Genomic DNA, 16,091 nt, shown 5'->3' with positions numbered 1-16,091 from the left:
TACCTGCGTGGGTTGGCTACGCCTCGACGTCGGTGTTCACGATGTACACGTCGCACGGAGCGCCGTGCGCCACGCTGTTGGCGATGCTGCCCAGGACACGGCCAAGGCCCTTCATGCGCTTGTTACCCACAACAATCAGTGAGGCGTTGTTGGTCTCGGCGTAGTTGATGAGGGCGTTGGCCGGGGTGCCGCGGGCTGCGAAGTACTTGATGTTGCCGGCGGGAACGTCCAGTTCTTCAGAGACCTTGCGGGCCACATACTCGGCGGAGTCCGCCGAGGAGACGGTGATGCGATCGCTGCCGCTGCCGAATTCTTCAATGCGGTCATCGGAGAAGCCGCTGATCACGTGCAGTTCTGCGCCGAGCGCAGTGGCTAGCTTCGCTGCTGCCACTGCTGCCCGCTTGGCGGTCTCGCTGCTGTCAACGCCGACCACAATAACTTCTGACATGAGTACTCCTGGTTGTGGGGATTCGCTGGGTGCTGCTGCAAAGAAATCTACACTCGATCCCCATCCGCCGGGATGACCGCTTGCGCCGGGAGTGTTTACGGCCGGAATCACTGGGTAGGGATAAGTCATTGGGAACGATCACATCACCGAAAGGCAGGACAATGAGCGACGCACCATTTTCCCCGCAGACCGCCATCGTCACGGGATCGGATTCAGGGATCGGAAAAGCAACTGCCGTGGCTTTGGCCAAGGCGGGTATGGACGTGGGGATCACCTGGCACTCGGACCAGCAGGGCGCTGAGGAAACGGCCAAGGAGGTCCGCGGCCTGGGACGGAAAGCAGTGGTCCGCCAGCTGGACACCACCGATGTCCGGGGAACAGCCACGGCCATAGAGCAGCTGGCTGAGGAACTTGGCGGTGTGGACGTCTTCGTCAACAATTCCGGAACGGGAGATGGCACCAAGTTCCTGGAATTGGACTACGACACCTGGATGTCCACCCTGGACACCAACCTCAACGGCGCTTTCGTTGCCATGCAAACGGCCGCCAGGCGCATGGTGAAAGCCGGCCGCGGCGGGCGGATCATCGCCGTCACCAGCGTCCACGAGTTCCAGCCGCGCGTTGGCGCCTCGGCTTATGACGCTTCCAAGCACGGCCTGGGCGGGCTTATCAAGACCATGGCCTTGGAACTCGCTGAGCACGGAATCACGGCGAACAGCGTGGCGCCGGGCGAAATTGCCACTCCCATGACGGGCCAGGAAGATGAGGACCCCAGGCAGAAGGAACGCCCCGGAGTTCCGGTGGGCCGCCCCGGCGATGCCCGGGAAGTCGCCGCCGTTATCGCCTTCCTGGCGTCACCGGATTCCAGTTACGTGAACGGCGCTTCGTGGCCGGTGGACGGCGGAATGCTGCAAATGGGACCGCAGGCAGGCTCGCACATCACCAGCAACGACTGGCGCGAAAGCTAGGCCCCTGCAGGCTCTGGCCGCATGGAGATCCGTGGGCTAGTCTGCATGAACGGCCTGCCTGGCGGGCCGGATTTTCAATTCCAGAGATTCGTAAGACGTTGATGAGGAGCACCATGGCTGGCCACACATATAGCGTTTCCGAAATTGTAGGAACTTCCACAGAGGGCGTTGACGACGCGATCAAGAACGGCATCGCAACAGCCTCCCAAACCCTGCGGAACCTGGACTGGTTTGAGGTCAAGGAAATCCGCGGACACCTCGAGGACGGCGCCGTGGCCGACTGGCAGGTCACCATCAAGCTCGGTTTCCGCCTGGAGCGCTAATCACCAACCCGCGCGATGGCGGTTGATGGCAATTCGGCAGCTCCGGATTGTCATTGACTGCCGTCCCGGCGGGCAGGTTCGGGTGCGTTGACGGGCCCGGCGGCTACATCTCCGAAGTTCAGCAGCGTCAAAGCGTCCGACGACGGCGAGCCGGCTTTCGCGGAATAGATCCTCAGCATCTGGTCGGGGTCGTCCGGGAGACTGAGCGTTTCAAAGTTCAGTTCAAGATCGCCCACCACCGGGTGGTGCAGCCGGACGGTGCCCGCGGACCGGGAGGCCACTTTGTGTCCCGCCCACCACTGCCGGAAATGCTCGCTGTGCACGGCGAGCTCTCCCACCAGTTGGTTGGTTTGGGGATCGTTGGGGTGCCGGCCCACATCCATGCGCAGGGCACCCACGGCTTCAGCGGCCACGGTCTTCCAATCTTTGAAAAGTGCCCCGGCCAAGGGGTCCAGGATGATCCAGCGCGTCAGGTTCCGTTCCGGGGCCGGCAGCGATGCGAAATCGGTGAAGAGCAGGTGTGCCATCCGGTTTCCGGCCAGTACGTCCGCACGCCGCCCCAGCACCATGGCCGGGACATCACCCACGGCGTCCAGCAACTGCCGGAGGGCCGGCCTCACCTTTTGCACCGGGCCGGGGCTGGCTGCGGAGCTTGCGCAGTGCTCCAGCAGGTCCATCATGTGTGCTTGCTCCCCTGCGTCCAGGCGCAGTGCGCGGGCCACGGAGTCTAGTACGGCTTTGGAGGGGTGGATGTTGCGGCCCTGCTCGAGCCGCGTGTAGTAATCGGTGCTCACCCCGGAGAGCCGGGCAACTTCTTCACGCCGGAGCCCGGGCACCCTGCGCGCCCCGCTGGACTCCTGCGCTCCGGCGTCCTCGGGCGAGAGGCGGGCACGCATGACTTTGAGGAACTTGCCGAACTCGGCGCTTTGACCCATCTGTCCATTTTGCGGGTCACTGCGTGTGAAAGGCCACCTTTGTGGGTAGGACTACCAGACCTAGGAAAAACAGGATCACGTTGGATTGCTGACTCTCGCACCAAAAATGAATAGGCTCAATACAGAGCCTCCGAAAACGCTTTCTGGAAAACAGAGAGGCGGAGCGTCACCACCATCCCGTCGAAGGAGACCGTTATGCCAGAGCTGACATTGAACAACGGCGTCACCATTCCCCAGCTTGGATTCGGTGTCTTCCAAGTACCGGCTGAGGAAACCCAGAAGGTAGTGGAGGACGCCTTGGAAGCGGGCTACCGCCACATAGACACCGCCGCTGCCTACCGCAACGAGGCCGGAGTGGGTGCTGCCGTGGCGGCGTCGGGCATTCCCAGGGAAGAACTTTTCATCACCACCAAGCTCCGCAACGGCGAGCAGGGCCAAGCGTATGACGCCTTCCAGCGCAGCCGTGACGCCCTGGGCCTTGAGGTGGTTGACCTGTACCTGATCCACTGGCCTGTCCCTTCGCAAGGCCTGTACACCCAGGCGTGGAAGGAGATGGAGAAGCTGTACCAGGACAAGCAGATCCGGGCCATCGGCGTTTCCAACTTCCTCTCCGATCACGTGGACACGCTGCTCAAAGAGGCTGAGGTGGTTCCGGCCGTCAACCAGATCGAAGTCCATCCCACCTACCAGCAGGGTGAACTGGCCAACAAGTGCCGCGATCTCAGCATCGCCGTGGAGGCGTACAGTCCACTGGGCCAGGGCAAGGATCTGAATGCAGAACAGGTGGCACTGGTGGCGGCGGCGCACGGCACTACTCCCGCACAGGTCATCCTGGCCTGGCATCTGGCACAGGGGACAATCGTGATCCCCAAGTCCGCGGACTCGAAGAGAATGCGCGAGAATTTCGGCGCTGCGGACCTTACCCTCACCGAATCCGAGCTGGCAGCCATCACCGCACTTGAGGCGGGCGCCCGCATTGGTTCCGATCCCGCCGTCGCTGCTTTTACCCAGCTCTAAGGAAAAAGGACAACCATGCAGTACACCCATCTGGGCCGTTCCGGTCTGAAAGTTTCACGTCTCTGCCTGGGCACCATGAACTTCGGGCCGCAGACGGACGAGGCAGCAGCGCACTCCATCATGGACTCCGCGCTTGATTCCGGCATCAACTTCTTCGACACCGCCAACGTTTATGGCGGCACCGGTCACCGCGGCTGGACGGAGGAAATCATCGGCCGCTGGTTCGCCCAGGGCGGCGAGCGCCGTGAGCGCACAGTTATTGCCACCAAGTTGTATGGCACCATGACGGATCGGCCCAACGAGTCCAAGTTGTCGGCCCTGAACATCCGCCGTGCCCTTGATGCGAGCCTGAAGCGCTTGCAGACGGACTACATTGACCTCTACCAGTTCCATCACATTGATCGTGATACGCCGTGGGACGAGATCTGGCAGGCCATTGAGGTTGCCGTTCAGCAGGGCAAGATCCTGTATTCGGGCAGCAGCAACTTTGCCGGATGGCATATTGCGCAGGCGCAGGAAGCTGCCCGGAGGCGTAATTACACGGGCCTGGTGAGTGAGCAGTCCATTTACAACCTGTTCCGGCGCGAACTTGAGCTTGAGGTCATTCCGGCTGCGCAGCAGTATGGCTTGGGATTGATTCCTTGGTCTCCGCTGCAGGGCGGCCTGCTGGGTGGCGTGCTGAAGAAGGAGGAGCAGGGCGTTCGCCGGGCTGAGGGCCGTGCACTTGAGACGCTGAAGAAGCACGAGGGCCAGATCCGCCAGTATGAGGATTTCGCGGATGAACTTGGCCACGCGCCCGGGGACGTTGCGCTGGCGTGGTTGCTCCATCAGCCTGCCGTGACGGCTCCGATCGTAGGGCCTAGAACGCAGGAACAACTTGATGCAGCCATTCGGGCTTTGGACGTCACGCTGGACGAGGACGCCCTCAAGCGGCTGGATGACATCTTCCCGGGTCACCGCACCGCACCGGAGGATTACGCCTGGTGAGCGTCCTCCCCCACAGCGCCCTCCCCCACCCGCTGGGGTTGGCGGCGGACACCGTCTCGCCGAGGAACATCCTGTTTATTGGCGGGACCGGAGTCATTAGTGCGGCGGCGGCTGAACGCGCGGTCGCTCTGGGCCACCGGCTGACCATCCTCAACCGGGGGCGGTCAGCCGGGCGGCCGGTTCCGGAAGGGGCCGAGGTCCTCCACGCGGACATCCGCGATCCTCACGCCGCCAGGGAGGTTCTTCAGGGAAGAGAGTTCGACGCCGTTGCGGACTTCATCTCCTACACCCCGGATCAGGCGCGGGCCGGCGTGGATTTGTTCCGCGGGCGGACGGGTCAGTACGTTTTCATCAGTTCAGCATCGGCGTACCAGAAGCCGCCCACCACCCTGCCCATCCGGGAATCCACGCCGCTCAAGAACCCGTTCTGGCAGTATTCACAGGACAAAATTGCCTGCGAGGAGTTGTTGTTCCAGGCCTACCGTGAGCTGGACTTCCCTCTGACCGTAGTCCGCCCTTCCCACACCTATGATCGGACCAAGATCGCCATGGTGGGTGGGTGGACGGATATTCACCGGATGCGCGCCGGGATGCCCGTCATGGTGCATGGCGATGGAACGTCTTTGTGGACTTTGACGCACAGCCGGGATTTCGCCAAGGCTTTCGTTGCTCTTCTTGGCCGGCCACAGGCTGTGGGTGAGAGTTACACCATTACCTCGGACGAGTTCCTGCCGTGGAATCAGATCTACCGATTGTTCGCGCGTGCGGCTGGGGTGGAGGAGCCGGAATTGTTCCATGTTTCCTCGGAGACCATCGCGACCCACAGCCCGGAACTGGGACCCAATTTGCTGGGTGACCGCTCGCACTCCGTGGTGTTTGATAATTCGAAAATCAAAGCACTTGTCCCTGATTACAGGGCCACGATTCCCTTTGCAGACGGTGCGCGGGAGATCGTGGCATGGCATGATCAGCATCCTGAGCTCCAGGTGGTCCAAGAGGACTATATGGAGCTATGCGATCGGCTTTATGAAAGGTATGTGCGCGCATGACGCTTGCCCCGCTCATTGAACTCAACGATGGCAATAAGATCCCGCAGTTGGGGCTCGGAACGTGGCCGTTGAATGATGCCCAGGTTGCCGACGCCGTGGTGGAGGCGGTGTCGCATGGGTACCGGCATGTGGATACCGCCAAGAAGTATGGCAATGAGAAGGGCGTGGGCAAGGGCATCCGTGCCTGCGGGCTGAATCGTGAGGAACTGTTCATCACCACCAAGCTGGACGGGGAATTCCAAGGTTCCGGAAAGGCTGTTGCCGGGCTGGATGGCTGCTTGGAACGCTTGGGCCTGGAGTACGTGGACCTGCTCCTGATTCACTGGCCGCTCCCCCGCCGTGGCGAGTTTGTGTCAACGTGGAAGACCTTCGAGGAACTGCAGGCTTCCGGCAAGGCACACTCCATAGGTGTCTCCAATTTCAAGCCGGCCCACTTGGACCAGCTGTTCCGCGAAACGGATATTGTCCCTGCGGTCAACCAGATCCAGATCAGTCCCTCCATTCCGCGTCCGGCGGCACGGGCCTTTAATGACCGCCATGGAATCGTCACTGAGTCCTACAGCCCGCTGGGTGCCGGCAGCGAACTTCTGAACGCTCCGGTATTGGAGGCCGTTGGTGCGAAGCACGGGAAAACGCCGGGCCAAGTGGTCTTGAGATGGCACGTTCAGCAGGGCCTGGTGGCAATACCTAAAACCGCGAATCCCCAACGAATGAAGGAGAACCTGGACATTTTTGATTTCGAGTTGGACCAGGACGATCTCACCAGGCTGCAAACCCTCGACGCCGGTCCGGACGCCGGCGTGGACTCGGACGTACAGGGGCACTGAGCATGGATAACGGACAGACACTGATCTGGGTTGGTTCCTACACGGCGGACAGGAATGCCAAAGGTGAGGGTATTGCCGCGCTTTCGGCCGATGACCACGGCCGGCTGACGTCCCTCGGCTTGGCTGTGGCTGCTGATTCGCCGTCATTTTTGGCCTCGCACCCCACACTTCCGGTGCTTTATGCCATAGCCGAGGAAGCACAGACAGTACGGGCGTATCGGCGGACCGGCGATGCTGGACTGGAGCCCCTTGGCGAACCTTGGCCTGCCGGTGAGGCTACCTGCCACGTAGCCACTGATCCGCACGGGCGTTTTATCGTGGCCACCTGTTGGGGCGACGGCCAGGTCATCCTGTACGAACTGGACCACGACGGCGCCATCACCTCGCGCACCAGCGCGGCAGCCGCCGTGGACCCCCACACTGCAACGTCTCTCCAGGAGCAGCGGCCCAGCCGTGCGCATTCAAGCCTGATGCTGCCGGACGGCCGCGTGATGACCACTGACCTGGGGCATGACCTCGTGCGGGTGTGGCGTGTTGTCCCGGGTGAAGGCCTGCAGCTGGATCACCAGGTGATCCTGCCCAAGGGTTCCGGTCCGCGCCACATGGCCCGGCATCACAGCGGAACTGTGCTGGTGGACACCGAATACTCGGTGGAAGTTGCCGTGCTTCGGATGGAACCGGACGGCACGTATGAGCTGGCAACCATGGTTCCGGCCAGTGCCACAGGCGCCAAGGACGGCGACGCCGGCGCGGAGATTGCGTTGTCCCCGGATGGTCGTTTCGCATACGTGGGCGTGCGGGGTTCCAACCGCATCTGCGTATTGAAAGTGTCCAACGGCGGGACTGAGCTGGAGCCCGTGGCAGAGGTGCCGTGCGGCGGCGAGTGGCCGCGCCATCATCTGGTCCGCGAGGGCTGGCTTTACGTGGCCAACGAAGGCTCTGACGACGTCGTAAGTTTCACTCTGGACCCGGCAACAGGCCTTCCGGATGGCCCGGTGAGTCGCGTGGAAATGGGCTCACCAAGCATGCTGCTTCCAGCCTCTTAAATGACACCGGGACGGCAGTTCGCACCCATGCTCCGCTCGAACATTGGTGCCGACTGCCGTCCCGGCGGGTTTTCAGGCGGTCCAGACTTCCACGTCGTCTGTTCCGCAGATGAGCCTGCGGCCTGTGGGTTCCAGGACCACCCACAGCAGCTCCTGGTGCTTGGAAACATCGTCCACGCGTCCGGTGCCGGCACCCCAGGCGACATCGTAGATCCATACGGGATCACCGGGGTTGAGCCCGGTCCACTCTGCGGCCGGAACGTGACGGTAGTCGGCGGGCCTGTTCAGGATGGTGCTGGTCATGCCGAGACTTCTGCGGCAGTGCGGCGCCGCCAAACGGTGGGTACGCCCTGGTGGGCCGGCAGGACATGACCTTCGGCGAAAACCTGGACGGCCTCAGGCTCGGAATCCGGGCTCCACAAGCCCGATGCCGGGCAGTGGGAACCGGTAGGCATGACGCGGGTGGCTCGTTCGCGCAGGAGGGCGATGCTCTTCATCGTTGAAACTCATCCTTGGATAGTTCGGGGGCGGTAGATCGGGGTGTTTTGTGAAGCAGATCTCTTCAACCCTATGTAAGTCACAGCGGCTTGGTTATGGACAGATGCATAGCGTTCTTGAATTGAGTGATGCATCAGCACAGTGACGATTGTGCGATTTTTTGGCCAAGCGTGGTGCAAGCGCTTCCAACCCATGCTGCTTTATGCGCTTATTCACCTACGCCAGTGCCGGATAGTTGTGGATTAACTTGGCGGAAGCGCTTACATTTGTGACTTGTACAACAGCTTCCACCTCACAGCACCGTCGCTCAGCGGAAGGTTTCATCACTTGTTATCTCGCAATAGGCCTCATCACTGCCCCCAACGCCCACTTAACCGGATCGCCGCCGTCGTCCTGGCCACGGCTGCCCTTACCGCCACAGCCATCCTGCCCGCGGGGGCTGCACCCGCCAACACAGCTGATCCCGCAGCCCAACACTCCATCCGGGGCGGCCTGAGCGATCAAAACTTCTACTTCGTCATGGCGGACCGCTTCAACAACGGCACCACAACAAACGACGACGGCGGGCTGGGTTCCGATCCAATGGTCTCCGGCTTCGACCCCACCCGCAAAGGGTTCTTCAACGGCGGAGACTTGAAGGGACTCCAGGATCAGTTGGACTACATCCAGGGGCTGGGCACCAACTCCCTCTGGTTAACCCCGAGCTTCAAGAACAAGGCGGTTCAGGGTGACGGCACCCTGGCGAACAGTTCAGCCGGTTACCACGGGTACTGGGTAACGGACTTCACGCAGATCGACCCCCATTTGGGCACAAACGCCGAGTTGAAAACCCTCATTGACGCCGCACACGCCCGTGGCATGAAGGTGTACTTCGACATCATCACCAACCACACCGCGGACGTGATCCAATACCAGGAGACAAGCTCCGCGCCCTACATTTCCAAGGAAAGCGAGCCCTACAGGACCGCCACGGGAGAGGTCTTCGATGACCGCGATTATGCCGGTAAGCAGGAATTTCCTGCGCTGGACGCCGCGACGTCCTTCCCTTACACACCCCTGGTCCCCGCGGCCGAGAAGGACGTCAAGGTTCCCTCCTGGTTGAACGACCCCACGCTCTATCACAACCGCGGCAACACCAACTTTGCCGGCGAAGACTCCCTCTACGGCGACTTCTTCGGGCTGGATGACTTGTTCACCGAGAACCCCACAGTGGTGAACGGAATGATGGACGTCTACAAAACGTGGATCCGCGACTTCGGGATTGACGGCTTCCGCATCGACACCATGAAGCACGTCAATGACGAGTTCTGGCAGCAGTTCGGGCCCCAGGTTCTCAGCTACGCCAAAGAACAGGGCAAGGACGAGTTCTTCATGTTCGGTGAAGTGTTCGATACCTCCAAGAGCATCACGTCCAAGTTCACCACCAAGAACCGGATGCAGGCCGTGCTGGACTTCGGCTTCCAGGGCGCGGCCCGCAGCTTCGCATCCCAAAGCAGCAAGGCCACCGGCCTGGCGGACTTCTTCAACGGAGATGACTGGTACACGGACGCCGACTCCAACGTCTACCAACTGCCCACCTTCCTGGGCAACCATGACATGGGCCGCATCGGCACCTTCATCGCCCAGGACAACGCGGGAGCCTCCGACGCCGAACTGGTGGAGCGCGACGAGCTGGCCCATGAACTGATGTACTTCTCGCGCGGTAACCCCGTGATCTACTACGGAGACGAGCAGGGATTCACCGGTGCCGGTGGCGACCAGGATTCACGGCAGACCATGTTCGCCAGTAAAGTCCAGGAATACCTGGATGACGACCTCCTGGGCACCAGCGCCACCCACGCCGCAGACAACTTCAACACTGAGCACCCGCTGTACAAAAAGATCAGCGAACTCGCGGCCCTCACGGCTGAGCACCCAGCACTGCGCAGCGGCGCCCAGCAGAACCGCTACGCCGCGGACGGCGCCGGAATCTACGCCTTCTCCCGCATTGACGCCAAGGATCAGCGCGAATACATCGTGGCCGTGAACAACAGCGAAACCGCCCAAACCGCGGCCATCCCCACCTATGAAGCCAAGCAGCCGTTCAAGCTGGTCTACGGTGACGCTCCAAAGAACGCCAAGACCGATTCCCAGGCGAACCTCGCCGTCACCGTTCCGCCGCTTTCGGCCGTGGTCTATGAAGCCACCGGGCAACTGGCCAAATCCAAGGCGGCGCCCGGCGTCGTGCTTGAAAAGCCGGTCACGGCGGCCGGCGATGCTTCCCGCCTCAAGGTGACGGCCGACGTCGACGGTAACTCGTTCTATGAGGTCACCTTCCAGGCGCGGCCAGCGGGCGGCGAATGGACGCCGATCGGCACTGACGACAACGCCCCGTACCAGGTGTTCCACGACGTCTCGTCCCTGGAAACCGGCTCCGCAGTGGAGTACCGCGCGGTAGTGCTGGACAACCGTGGGCATACCGCGGCGAGCGAGCCGAAGAGCGGAGTGGTGGGTGAGGCCACACAGCCCGAAACCGTCACCGTGGCCGGCAGCCTCAACACCGAACTGGGCTGCACAGAGGATTGGCAACCGGGCTGTGAGCAGGCGCTCATGAGCTACGAGCCGACACACCGCTTATGGCAGCTGAGCGTCCCCAACCTGCCGGCCGGAAGCTATGAGTTCAAGGCCGCGCTCAACGGCAGCTGGGACGAAAACTATGGTGCTGGCGGCGAGCTGGATGGCCCCAACGTGGTGTTTACACACACCGGTGGTGCGGTCACGTTCCTGTACGACCACGCCACCAACGTGATCAGCGCCGCTGTTCCGGGCCAGCAACCAGCCGCCGTGTCCGTGCCGGGCAGCCTCAACTCCGAGCTCGGTTGTGCCGGTGATTGGATGCCCGACTGCGCCCAGGCCCAGTTGTCCCTGGATGCCGCTGATGGGCTCTGGAAGCTCTCCGTGGCCAACCTCGCAGCCGGAAGTTACGAGTTCAAAGCAGCCATCAACGGATCCTGGGCCGAGAACTATGGCCTGGCCGGAGCCCCGAACGGCAGCAACATCACGTTCAAGCACGACGGCGGCCCTGTCACCTTCCTGTACGACCCCGCCAGCCACCTGGTTACCGTCCGTTAAACGAAGTGGCCGCCAACGCAGGCAGGTAAACGGCGAACGTCGCTCTGAATTGTCAGAGCGACGTTCGCTGTTACCCAGATGGGGCTATTTGTAGCTCAGGCTCAGGAGCATCGACTTCAGCTGGGCGTACTGCGTGGTGCCCATCCAGGCCTTGGCTGCTTCCGGGGTGGCGAAAGCTGGCTGCTTGTTGATGTCAAACATCACGTAGGCACTCATGATTCCGTTGGGAACGCGGACCTGGTTGGTCCCGGAGGAGCTGACTCCCGCCTGGAGTTCCGAGGACTTTCGTACATCCATGATGTAGGTCGGAGGACCTTCGACAGGTCCCGTTCGCGGTGAGGGCATTCCCTCGTAGGGGGGTCCGTCGTAGGGAATGTACTGCGCCTGATTCGAGGAGAACCCGAACTCCACCAGCTCACCCGAATTATCCCGAACCCCGGGAACCACAGCCCTGTCGAGGATGGTTCGGTCCACCGTACCTGCCGTACCGTCGCCATAGTTGCCGTTGAATATTATGGCAACTTCAGCGCCTGCGTTGTCCAGGATCCTGGCGAGGGTGGACGCAGCTTTGTCCGCCTCGGTGGAATATGCCCCCTGCTCCGTCTTCACGCTCCAGCCCACCGGATAGGTGAAGGAGAGATGCCCGTCCGGGAAGGTGAACGTCTGCGACGTCGCCACCGGAACCGGCGGCTGCGTTGGAGCAAGTGTTGGCGCCACTGCCGGCACTGTAGGAACCACGGGCGGGGTGGTAAGCGGTGCGGCCGCTGTGGGCGTTGCCGACGGGGTGACCGACGGCGTCGGAGTGGGCGTTGGAGTGACCGAAACGCTGGGCGTGGGCGTTGAGGTTGGGAGTGTCACAGCGGGCATTGGATTGGAGCTGACCGTCTCGAAGCTCGAGGCAACGAGGACGCCTGCCGTGACAGCCGCTGCGCCGAGCAACAGTCCCCCGGCAATTTGAGCTTTGCGGCGCCTGCGTTGTTCCAAGGACGTCACTGCGGCGAGGGGGCGGTTATCGCTGAACACCGTGGTGCCCGAAAGAATCTTATGGAGCGCTTCTTCGCCGTTGGGTTCCGCCACTGGTTCGATAGTGAGCGGGTCAATCGCTGATATCTGGTTCTTGATCGGATCCATTGTCTTCAGACCCCCATCTTCTGTGTAGTCGAGTTGGCCCCGGCAGGCAGATGTTTCCGGAATGCCGTGCGGGCCCGGTGAAGGCGGACTTTGGCCGCCGCTTCGCTGCATTGCAGCACTTTGGCAATATCGGCGGTGCCCAATTCGTCCCAGTACGCCATCTGCAAAATGTCCCGGTCCTTCTCCCGCAGGCGTTCCATCGCGTCCTGAACCGCGACGTTTTCGGAGTCGCCACCAAAGCGCTGTACCGCCGTCGTACGCAGCTTTTCCTGCAGCGCCAGGCGCCTGTCACGGCTCCGGTACGCATTTCCCACGAGGTTCCTTGCAACCGTCAGGAGGTACGGAAGGTCAGGGCGGGAATCGTCGGCCCATTTTTGCCAGACGATCCGGTAGACGTCGGCCGCGATCTCCTCAGCTACATCCACAGATTCAACACGCCGGCAGACGAACTTGAAAACGGATGGGTAGCTGTCTTTGTGAATGGCGATAAACGCCAATTCGCGCTCTGAAAGCACGATTGTTCCCCCTGATGGATAGAGCTCTGAACTGCAGGATACTTGTATAGTTTCCGGCCGGGCGGTCAAGGTTACAGGCCACAGGAAAGTTTTCCGGAACCGCCCCCGCTAGAAGTCGCGATCCAGCGTCCCTGGTTCACTGAGGGGTGCCAGGGAGCAGGCGACTCCGGCGGTGGAAATAACCGCCGACGTCGGTGTCCACACCATGGTGGCTGCCGCACCTGCCGTCCGCACTCCGGCGCCTCCGCTGGCCGCGCTACCCAACACCACGGTCACCACCGTGCGGGGAACTCCGCCCACGGTTTCGGTGGTGGCGGTCATGGTGGCGTTGAACACCACAGTCTTGCGGTTCTTGGCGTAATTCTGTTTCAGGTTTACGGAGCCGAGGTTGACGCTGCTTCCGGTCCGCTGCACATCCAGGACGTCCTGGCCGTTGCCCAAGCCCAGCAGGTTGCCGTCACGCAAACGCACGGTCACCGGGAGTGCCGCCCCGGCCCAGCCCGGCGTCACGGTGGCCGGGTTGACCTGCTGGCTGTAGACAAAACTCATGGAATCCCCCGTTTCGAGTCTTCCTTGGATGGCCCCGCCATTGGTGGTTCGGATGTCCGCGGCGCGGAGGGGGCTGTTATCCACCCTTCTGGCAGCCACTGTTGCGGAGATGGTTTCCTTGCCGTTCCGGTCCGTGAGTATCGCCCGGAGATCGTACGTTCCGTCCGTGTAAGCGGTGGTGTTCCAGCTGCAGCTGTAGGGTGCCGTGGCAAGGGTGCAGAGCGTGCTCCACGTTGTGGTCCCGGCGGGTGCCACCTGTATTCGTACGGAAGCCACCCCGGCAGTGGAGTTCGCCGCGGCCGTCAGCGGCACGGTGCCGGTGACATAGGCGCCGGGATCGTTCACGGAAACTGATGCCACGGTGTTGTCCACGGTTCTGCTGAGGGTGGCGGACGTAGCGCTGTTGCCCGCGGCATCCACACTGACAGCCCTGAAGGAGTAGCCGGCATCGGCCACGGTGGTGGTGTCAAAGCGGCAAGAGTAGGGACTCTCGGTCACTGTGCACACGGTGGTCCAAGTACTTGTCCCTGTGCGGGCGTACTGGATGCTGACCTGAGCCACCCCGGAGTGGGCATCCGTGGATGTTGCGGCCAACGTGCGTACGCCGCTCAGGGGTGTCCCGGGGTCCGTCATGGCCACTGTTGGAGCAAGGTTGTCCACGGTGATGTCCGTGACCACCGCCGAATATGTGGTGGTCAGACCAGCTACGGCAACAGCACGGAGATCGTAGGTTTCATTGGCGGTGAGCGCCGTGTTCCACGTGCAGTTATAGGGAGCTGCGACGTAAAGGCACAGGGTGCTCCACTTGTTCGCCCCGGCCAACGAGTACTCAACCCGCACGCTGTAGAGCGTGTTGCCCGCGCCCAGCAAGCTGGTGGACAGGGGAATACTGCCGCGGACTGCTTCGGCCGGGCTGGCGAGGACCACCAAAAGGTTGTTGGCCACAGTGGTGGTCCGGAGGGCGGAAACAGCGGCGAACCCGGCGTTGTCCGTAGCCCGCGCGCGGAGGCTGTAGCCGCCGTCGGGCACTGCTTTTGTATTCCATTGGCACGTTACAGCTGCCGTAGCTGCAGAGCAGATGGTGGTCCACGTGGTGGTGCCGTCCCGCAGATATTCGACGTCGATGCTTCGGATACCGGACTCAGCATCCTGCGCTGTGGCCGGGATGGCAACGGTGTCCTTGACCGAGGAGCCCGGGTCAGCGAGCGCGACTGTAGGCGGATTCCAATCAGGGGAAGCCGCCCAAGTGTTCGCGGGGGTGGACGTGACTGAGGTGAAGGCCGCTGCGGATGTTCCGGCCGTGGCGCCGAGGATGACCAGGACGGCAATGACCGCGGCGAGGAGGAACGCCGCAATGCCCTTGATGCGTGGGTTGGCCCAGAAGGCCGGCAGGGCGGTGAGTGTGCCGGCGGTTACCTGGCCCGCTGACCGTCGTCGGGTTTTGGGGGTGTCCCGCCGGGGACGGGGTGCTGGCGTTTCGCCGGTGGAGCCGCCCAGGTAGATGGCACAGACCACGGCCAGGAGCGTTCCCGCAGACCAGATGGCGATCTGCGGGAACGTTCCGTGCGTTATCCAGAGCCCCGGCAAGCCGATCATGGGCACCAAAATGCGGGCCCTGCCGCTGATTTGCCCGCGTTGCATGGGCGTGCTGTCCACGTCCATGTTGGCGTCGCCGGCTGTGATGTAGCTGCCGTCGTTGTTGGCACCCACTATGCGGTGGAGCCGTGTCTTTTCTGTTCCGTCGGGCTCGGCCTCTCCAGGGCTGAGGTAGGCCACCACACCGCCCATGGGAACCGGCTCGGCGTCGGAAAGCTTGGAGGTGAGAACCACGTCGCCGGGGCTGATGTGCGGTTCCATGGAACCGCTTTGCACTACGCTCCCGCTCCAGCCAAAGAGGGCCGGAAAGAGAGCGATCAGCGCCAGGCTCAGGGAAACACCCAGATATACCCTGGCGATGATGCCCACGACGAATGGAACCCATCCATCAGCGGAGAACAGGGCCGTTCCGGCGCTGTTCCTGGTGTCCAAGCTCACGAGGCAGCAATGAGTCCAATCAGCCTACGGAGTAGGCGCGGTGTCCGACTGCAGTTCCCATACGAGGTCGATTCCCACGCGGGCGCCCTGCAGGCCGTTGATCTGCTCCTGCGTCATTCCGGTGGTGTCGAACCGCCATGTTCCGCGGTAGCTCTGGGTCTCTCCGGGTGTGCCGGTTGTATCCCAGGAGGAGCCGCCCGTGGCGAAGTCGCGGTTCTGGGTTGCCAGCGTGGAGATAGGCAGCTCGGGAACCGTGTTGGCTATGGGAGTGAAGCCAGTGCAGTCATTGAACGAGCCGCCCGTGCCTTGTTCCAGGTCAAAGAAGATGCGGTCTTCCAGGCCGCGGTCCGCAATCAGGTTCTGTGTGTAGGCGCGAACTTCACCGGCAACGTTTGAATTGGATGTCACCACAATGCATTTCTGGCCTGTTTGGCCCGGAACAATGTTCTCCACGGTGAATGCCGCGGCACCGAGGTCATCATCGGTCAAGGTGACACTGCCGGTGCTCCAGGCGCTGCCGGAGTTACGGGTGGTTGCCGTAAATGCGGCTTGTGAACCCTGCCAGACCATTGCTCCGGCAATAAGTATGGCGATGGGCCCAGCCGTGAAGGCCGCGATGGCCCGTGTTCGTGAAGAAGGGGTTTTCATGGTGC

General features: G+C 62.2%; 16 protein-coding genes. 8 read left to right on the top strand and 8 right to left on the bottom strand.

Annotated features, from left to right (window positions below; genetic code table 11):
• Positions 1 to 16: 16 nt before the first annotated feature.
• A complete protein-coding gene (locus tag ABI796_RS01280; RefSeq protein WP_017197055.1) occupies positions 17 to 448 on the bottom strand; it encodes a universal stress protein in 432 nt (143 codons plus the stop codon).
• A gap of 161 nt (positions 449 to 609) precedes the next feature.
• On the opposite strand from ABI796_RS01280, the gene ABI796_RS01275 reads away from it, so the two are divergent.
• Both ABI796_RS01275 and ABI796_RS01270 read left to right on the top strand, forming a co-directional pair.
• Positions 610 to 1,416 carry an SDR family oxidoreductase gene (locus ABI796_RS01275; protein WP_141283397.1) on the top strand — a complete coding sequence of 269 codons (807 nt, stop codon included), beginning with the start codon at positions 610 to 612 and terminating at the stop codon, positions 1,414 to 1,416.
• Positions 1,417 to 1,529: 113 nt separating this feature from the next.
• Complete coding sequence (locus ABI796_RS01270; protein ID WP_011773002.1) at positions 1,530 to 1,739, top strand: dodecin; 210 nt, start codon at positions 1,530 to 1,532, stop codon at positions 1,737 to 1,739.
• Between the two features lie 50 nt (positions 1,740 to 1,789).
• Here ABI796_RS01270 and ABI796_RS01265 read toward each other — a convergent pair whose 3' ends face one another.
• Positions 1,790 to 2,674, bottom strand: coding sequence for a helix-turn-helix transcriptional regulator (locus ABI796_RS01265; RefSeq protein ID WP_141283396.1), 885 nt, complete (start codon positions 2,672 to 2,674; stop codon positions 1,790 to 1,792).
• Positions 2,675 to 2,869: 195 nt separating this feature from the next.
• On the opposite strand from ABI796_RS01265, the gene ABI796_RS01260 reads away from it, so the two are divergent.
• Genes ABI796_RS01260 through ABI796_RS01240 form a run of 5 tightly spaced genes read left to right on the top strand, consistent with a single transcriptional unit; the run spans position 2,870 to position 7,600 of the window.
• Entirely contained in the window at positions 2,870 to 3,691 is an 822-nt protein-coding gene (locus tag ABI796_RS01260) for an aldo/keto reductase (protein ID WP_141283395.1), read from the top strand.
• A 15-nt stretch (positions 3,692 to 3,706) separates the two neighbouring features.
• Entirely contained in the window at positions 3,707 to 4,678 is a 972-nt protein-coding gene (locus ABI796_RS01255) for an aldo/keto reductase (protein WP_141283394.1), read from the top strand.
• Positions 4,675 to 5,727 carry an NAD-dependent epimerase/dehydratase family protein gene (locus tag ABI796_RS01250; RefSeq protein ID WP_246095768.1) on the top strand — a complete coding sequence of 351 codons (1,053 nt, stop codon included), beginning with the start codon at positions 4,675 to 4,677 and terminating at the stop codon, positions 5,725 to 5,727. Before ABI796_RS01255 ends, ABI796_RS01250 begins: the two co-directional genes overlap by 4 nt.
• On the top strand, positions 5,724 to 6,554 hold the full coding sequence (locus ABI796_RS01245; RefSeq protein WP_141283393.1) for an aldo/keto reductase: 831 nt from the start codon (positions 5,724 to 5,726) through the stop codon (positions 6,552 to 6,554). The genes ABI796_RS01250 and ABI796_RS01245 overlap by 4 nt, the downstream gene beginning before the upstream one ends.
• Before the next feature lie 2 nt (positions 6,555 to 6,556).
• A complete protein-coding gene (locus tag ABI796_RS01240) occupies positions 6,557 to 7,600 on the top strand; it encodes a beta-propeller fold lactonase family protein (RefSeq protein WP_174754524.1) in 1,044 nt (347 codons plus the stop codon).
• Between the two features lie 72 nt (positions 7,601 to 7,672).
• Here the strand turns inward: ABI796_RS01240 and ABI796_RS01235 are convergent, their stop codons facing one another.
• Positions 7,673 to 7,903: a hypothetical protein gene (locus tag ABI796_RS01235; RefSeq protein ID WP_141283392.1), complete on the bottom strand. Its 231-nt coding sequence runs from the start codon at positions 7,901 to 7,903 to the stop codon at positions 7,673 to 7,675.
• A complete protein-coding gene (locus ABI796_RS01230; RefSeq protein ID WP_141283391.1) occupies positions 7,900 to 8,097 on the bottom strand; it encodes a hypothetical protein in 198 nt (65 codons plus the stop codon). The genes ABI796_RS01235 and ABI796_RS01230 overlap by 4 nt, the downstream gene beginning before the upstream one ends.
• A 328-nt stretch (positions 8,098 to 8,425) precedes the next feature.
• Here ABI796_RS01230 and ABI796_RS01225 point away from each other — a divergent pair, with 328 nt between their 5' ends.
• Positions 8,426 to 11,209 carry an alpha-amylase family glycosyl hydrolase gene (locus ABI796_RS01225; protein ID WP_141283390.1) on the top strand — a complete coding sequence of 928 codons (2,784 nt, stop codon included), beginning with the start codon at positions 8,426 to 8,428 and terminating at the stop codon, positions 11,207 to 11,209.
• An 84-nt stretch (positions 11,210 to 11,293) separates the two neighbouring features.
• Here the strand turns inward: ABI796_RS01225 and ABI796_RS01220 are convergent, their stop codons facing one another.
• The 4 genes from ABI796_RS01220 to ABI796_RS01205 form a co-directional block, all read right to left on the bottom strand.
• Positions 11,294 to 12,340 (bottom strand): hypothetical protein, encoded by a 1,047-nt coding sequence (locus ABI796_RS01220; protein WP_141283389.1) that lies wholly within the window; start codon positions 12,338 to 12,340, stop codon positions 11,294 to 11,296.
• A 5-nt stretch (positions 12,341 to 12,345) separates the two neighbouring features.
• On the bottom strand, positions 12,346 to 12,855 hold the full coding sequence (locus tag ABI796_RS01215) for an RNA polymerase sigma factor (protein ID WP_141283388.1): 510 nt from the start codon (positions 12,853 to 12,855) through the stop codon (positions 12,346 to 12,348).
• Between the two features lie 108 nt (positions 12,856 to 12,963).
• Positions 12,964 to 15,438, bottom strand: coding sequence for an Ig-like domain-containing protein (locus ABI796_RS01210; protein ID WP_141283387.1), 2,475 nt, complete (start codon positions 15,436 to 15,438; stop codon positions 12,964 to 12,966).
• 24 nt (positions 15,439 to 15,462) lie between these two features.
• On the bottom strand, positions 15,463 to 16,086 hold the full coding sequence (locus tag ABI796_RS01205) for a hypothetical protein (protein WP_141283386.1): 624 nt from the start codon (positions 16,084 to 16,086) through the stop codon (positions 15,463 to 15,465).
• Positions 16,087 to 16,091 lie beyond the last annotated feature (5 nt).

Source organism: Paenarthrobacter aurescens (assembly GCF_041549525.1).
GTDB classification, from domain to species: domain Bacteria; phylum Actinomycetota; class Actinomycetes; order Actinomycetales; family Micrococcaceae; genus Arthrobacter; species Arthrobacter aurescens.
This window is presented reverse-complemented; position numbering and strand designations above follow the sequence as displayed.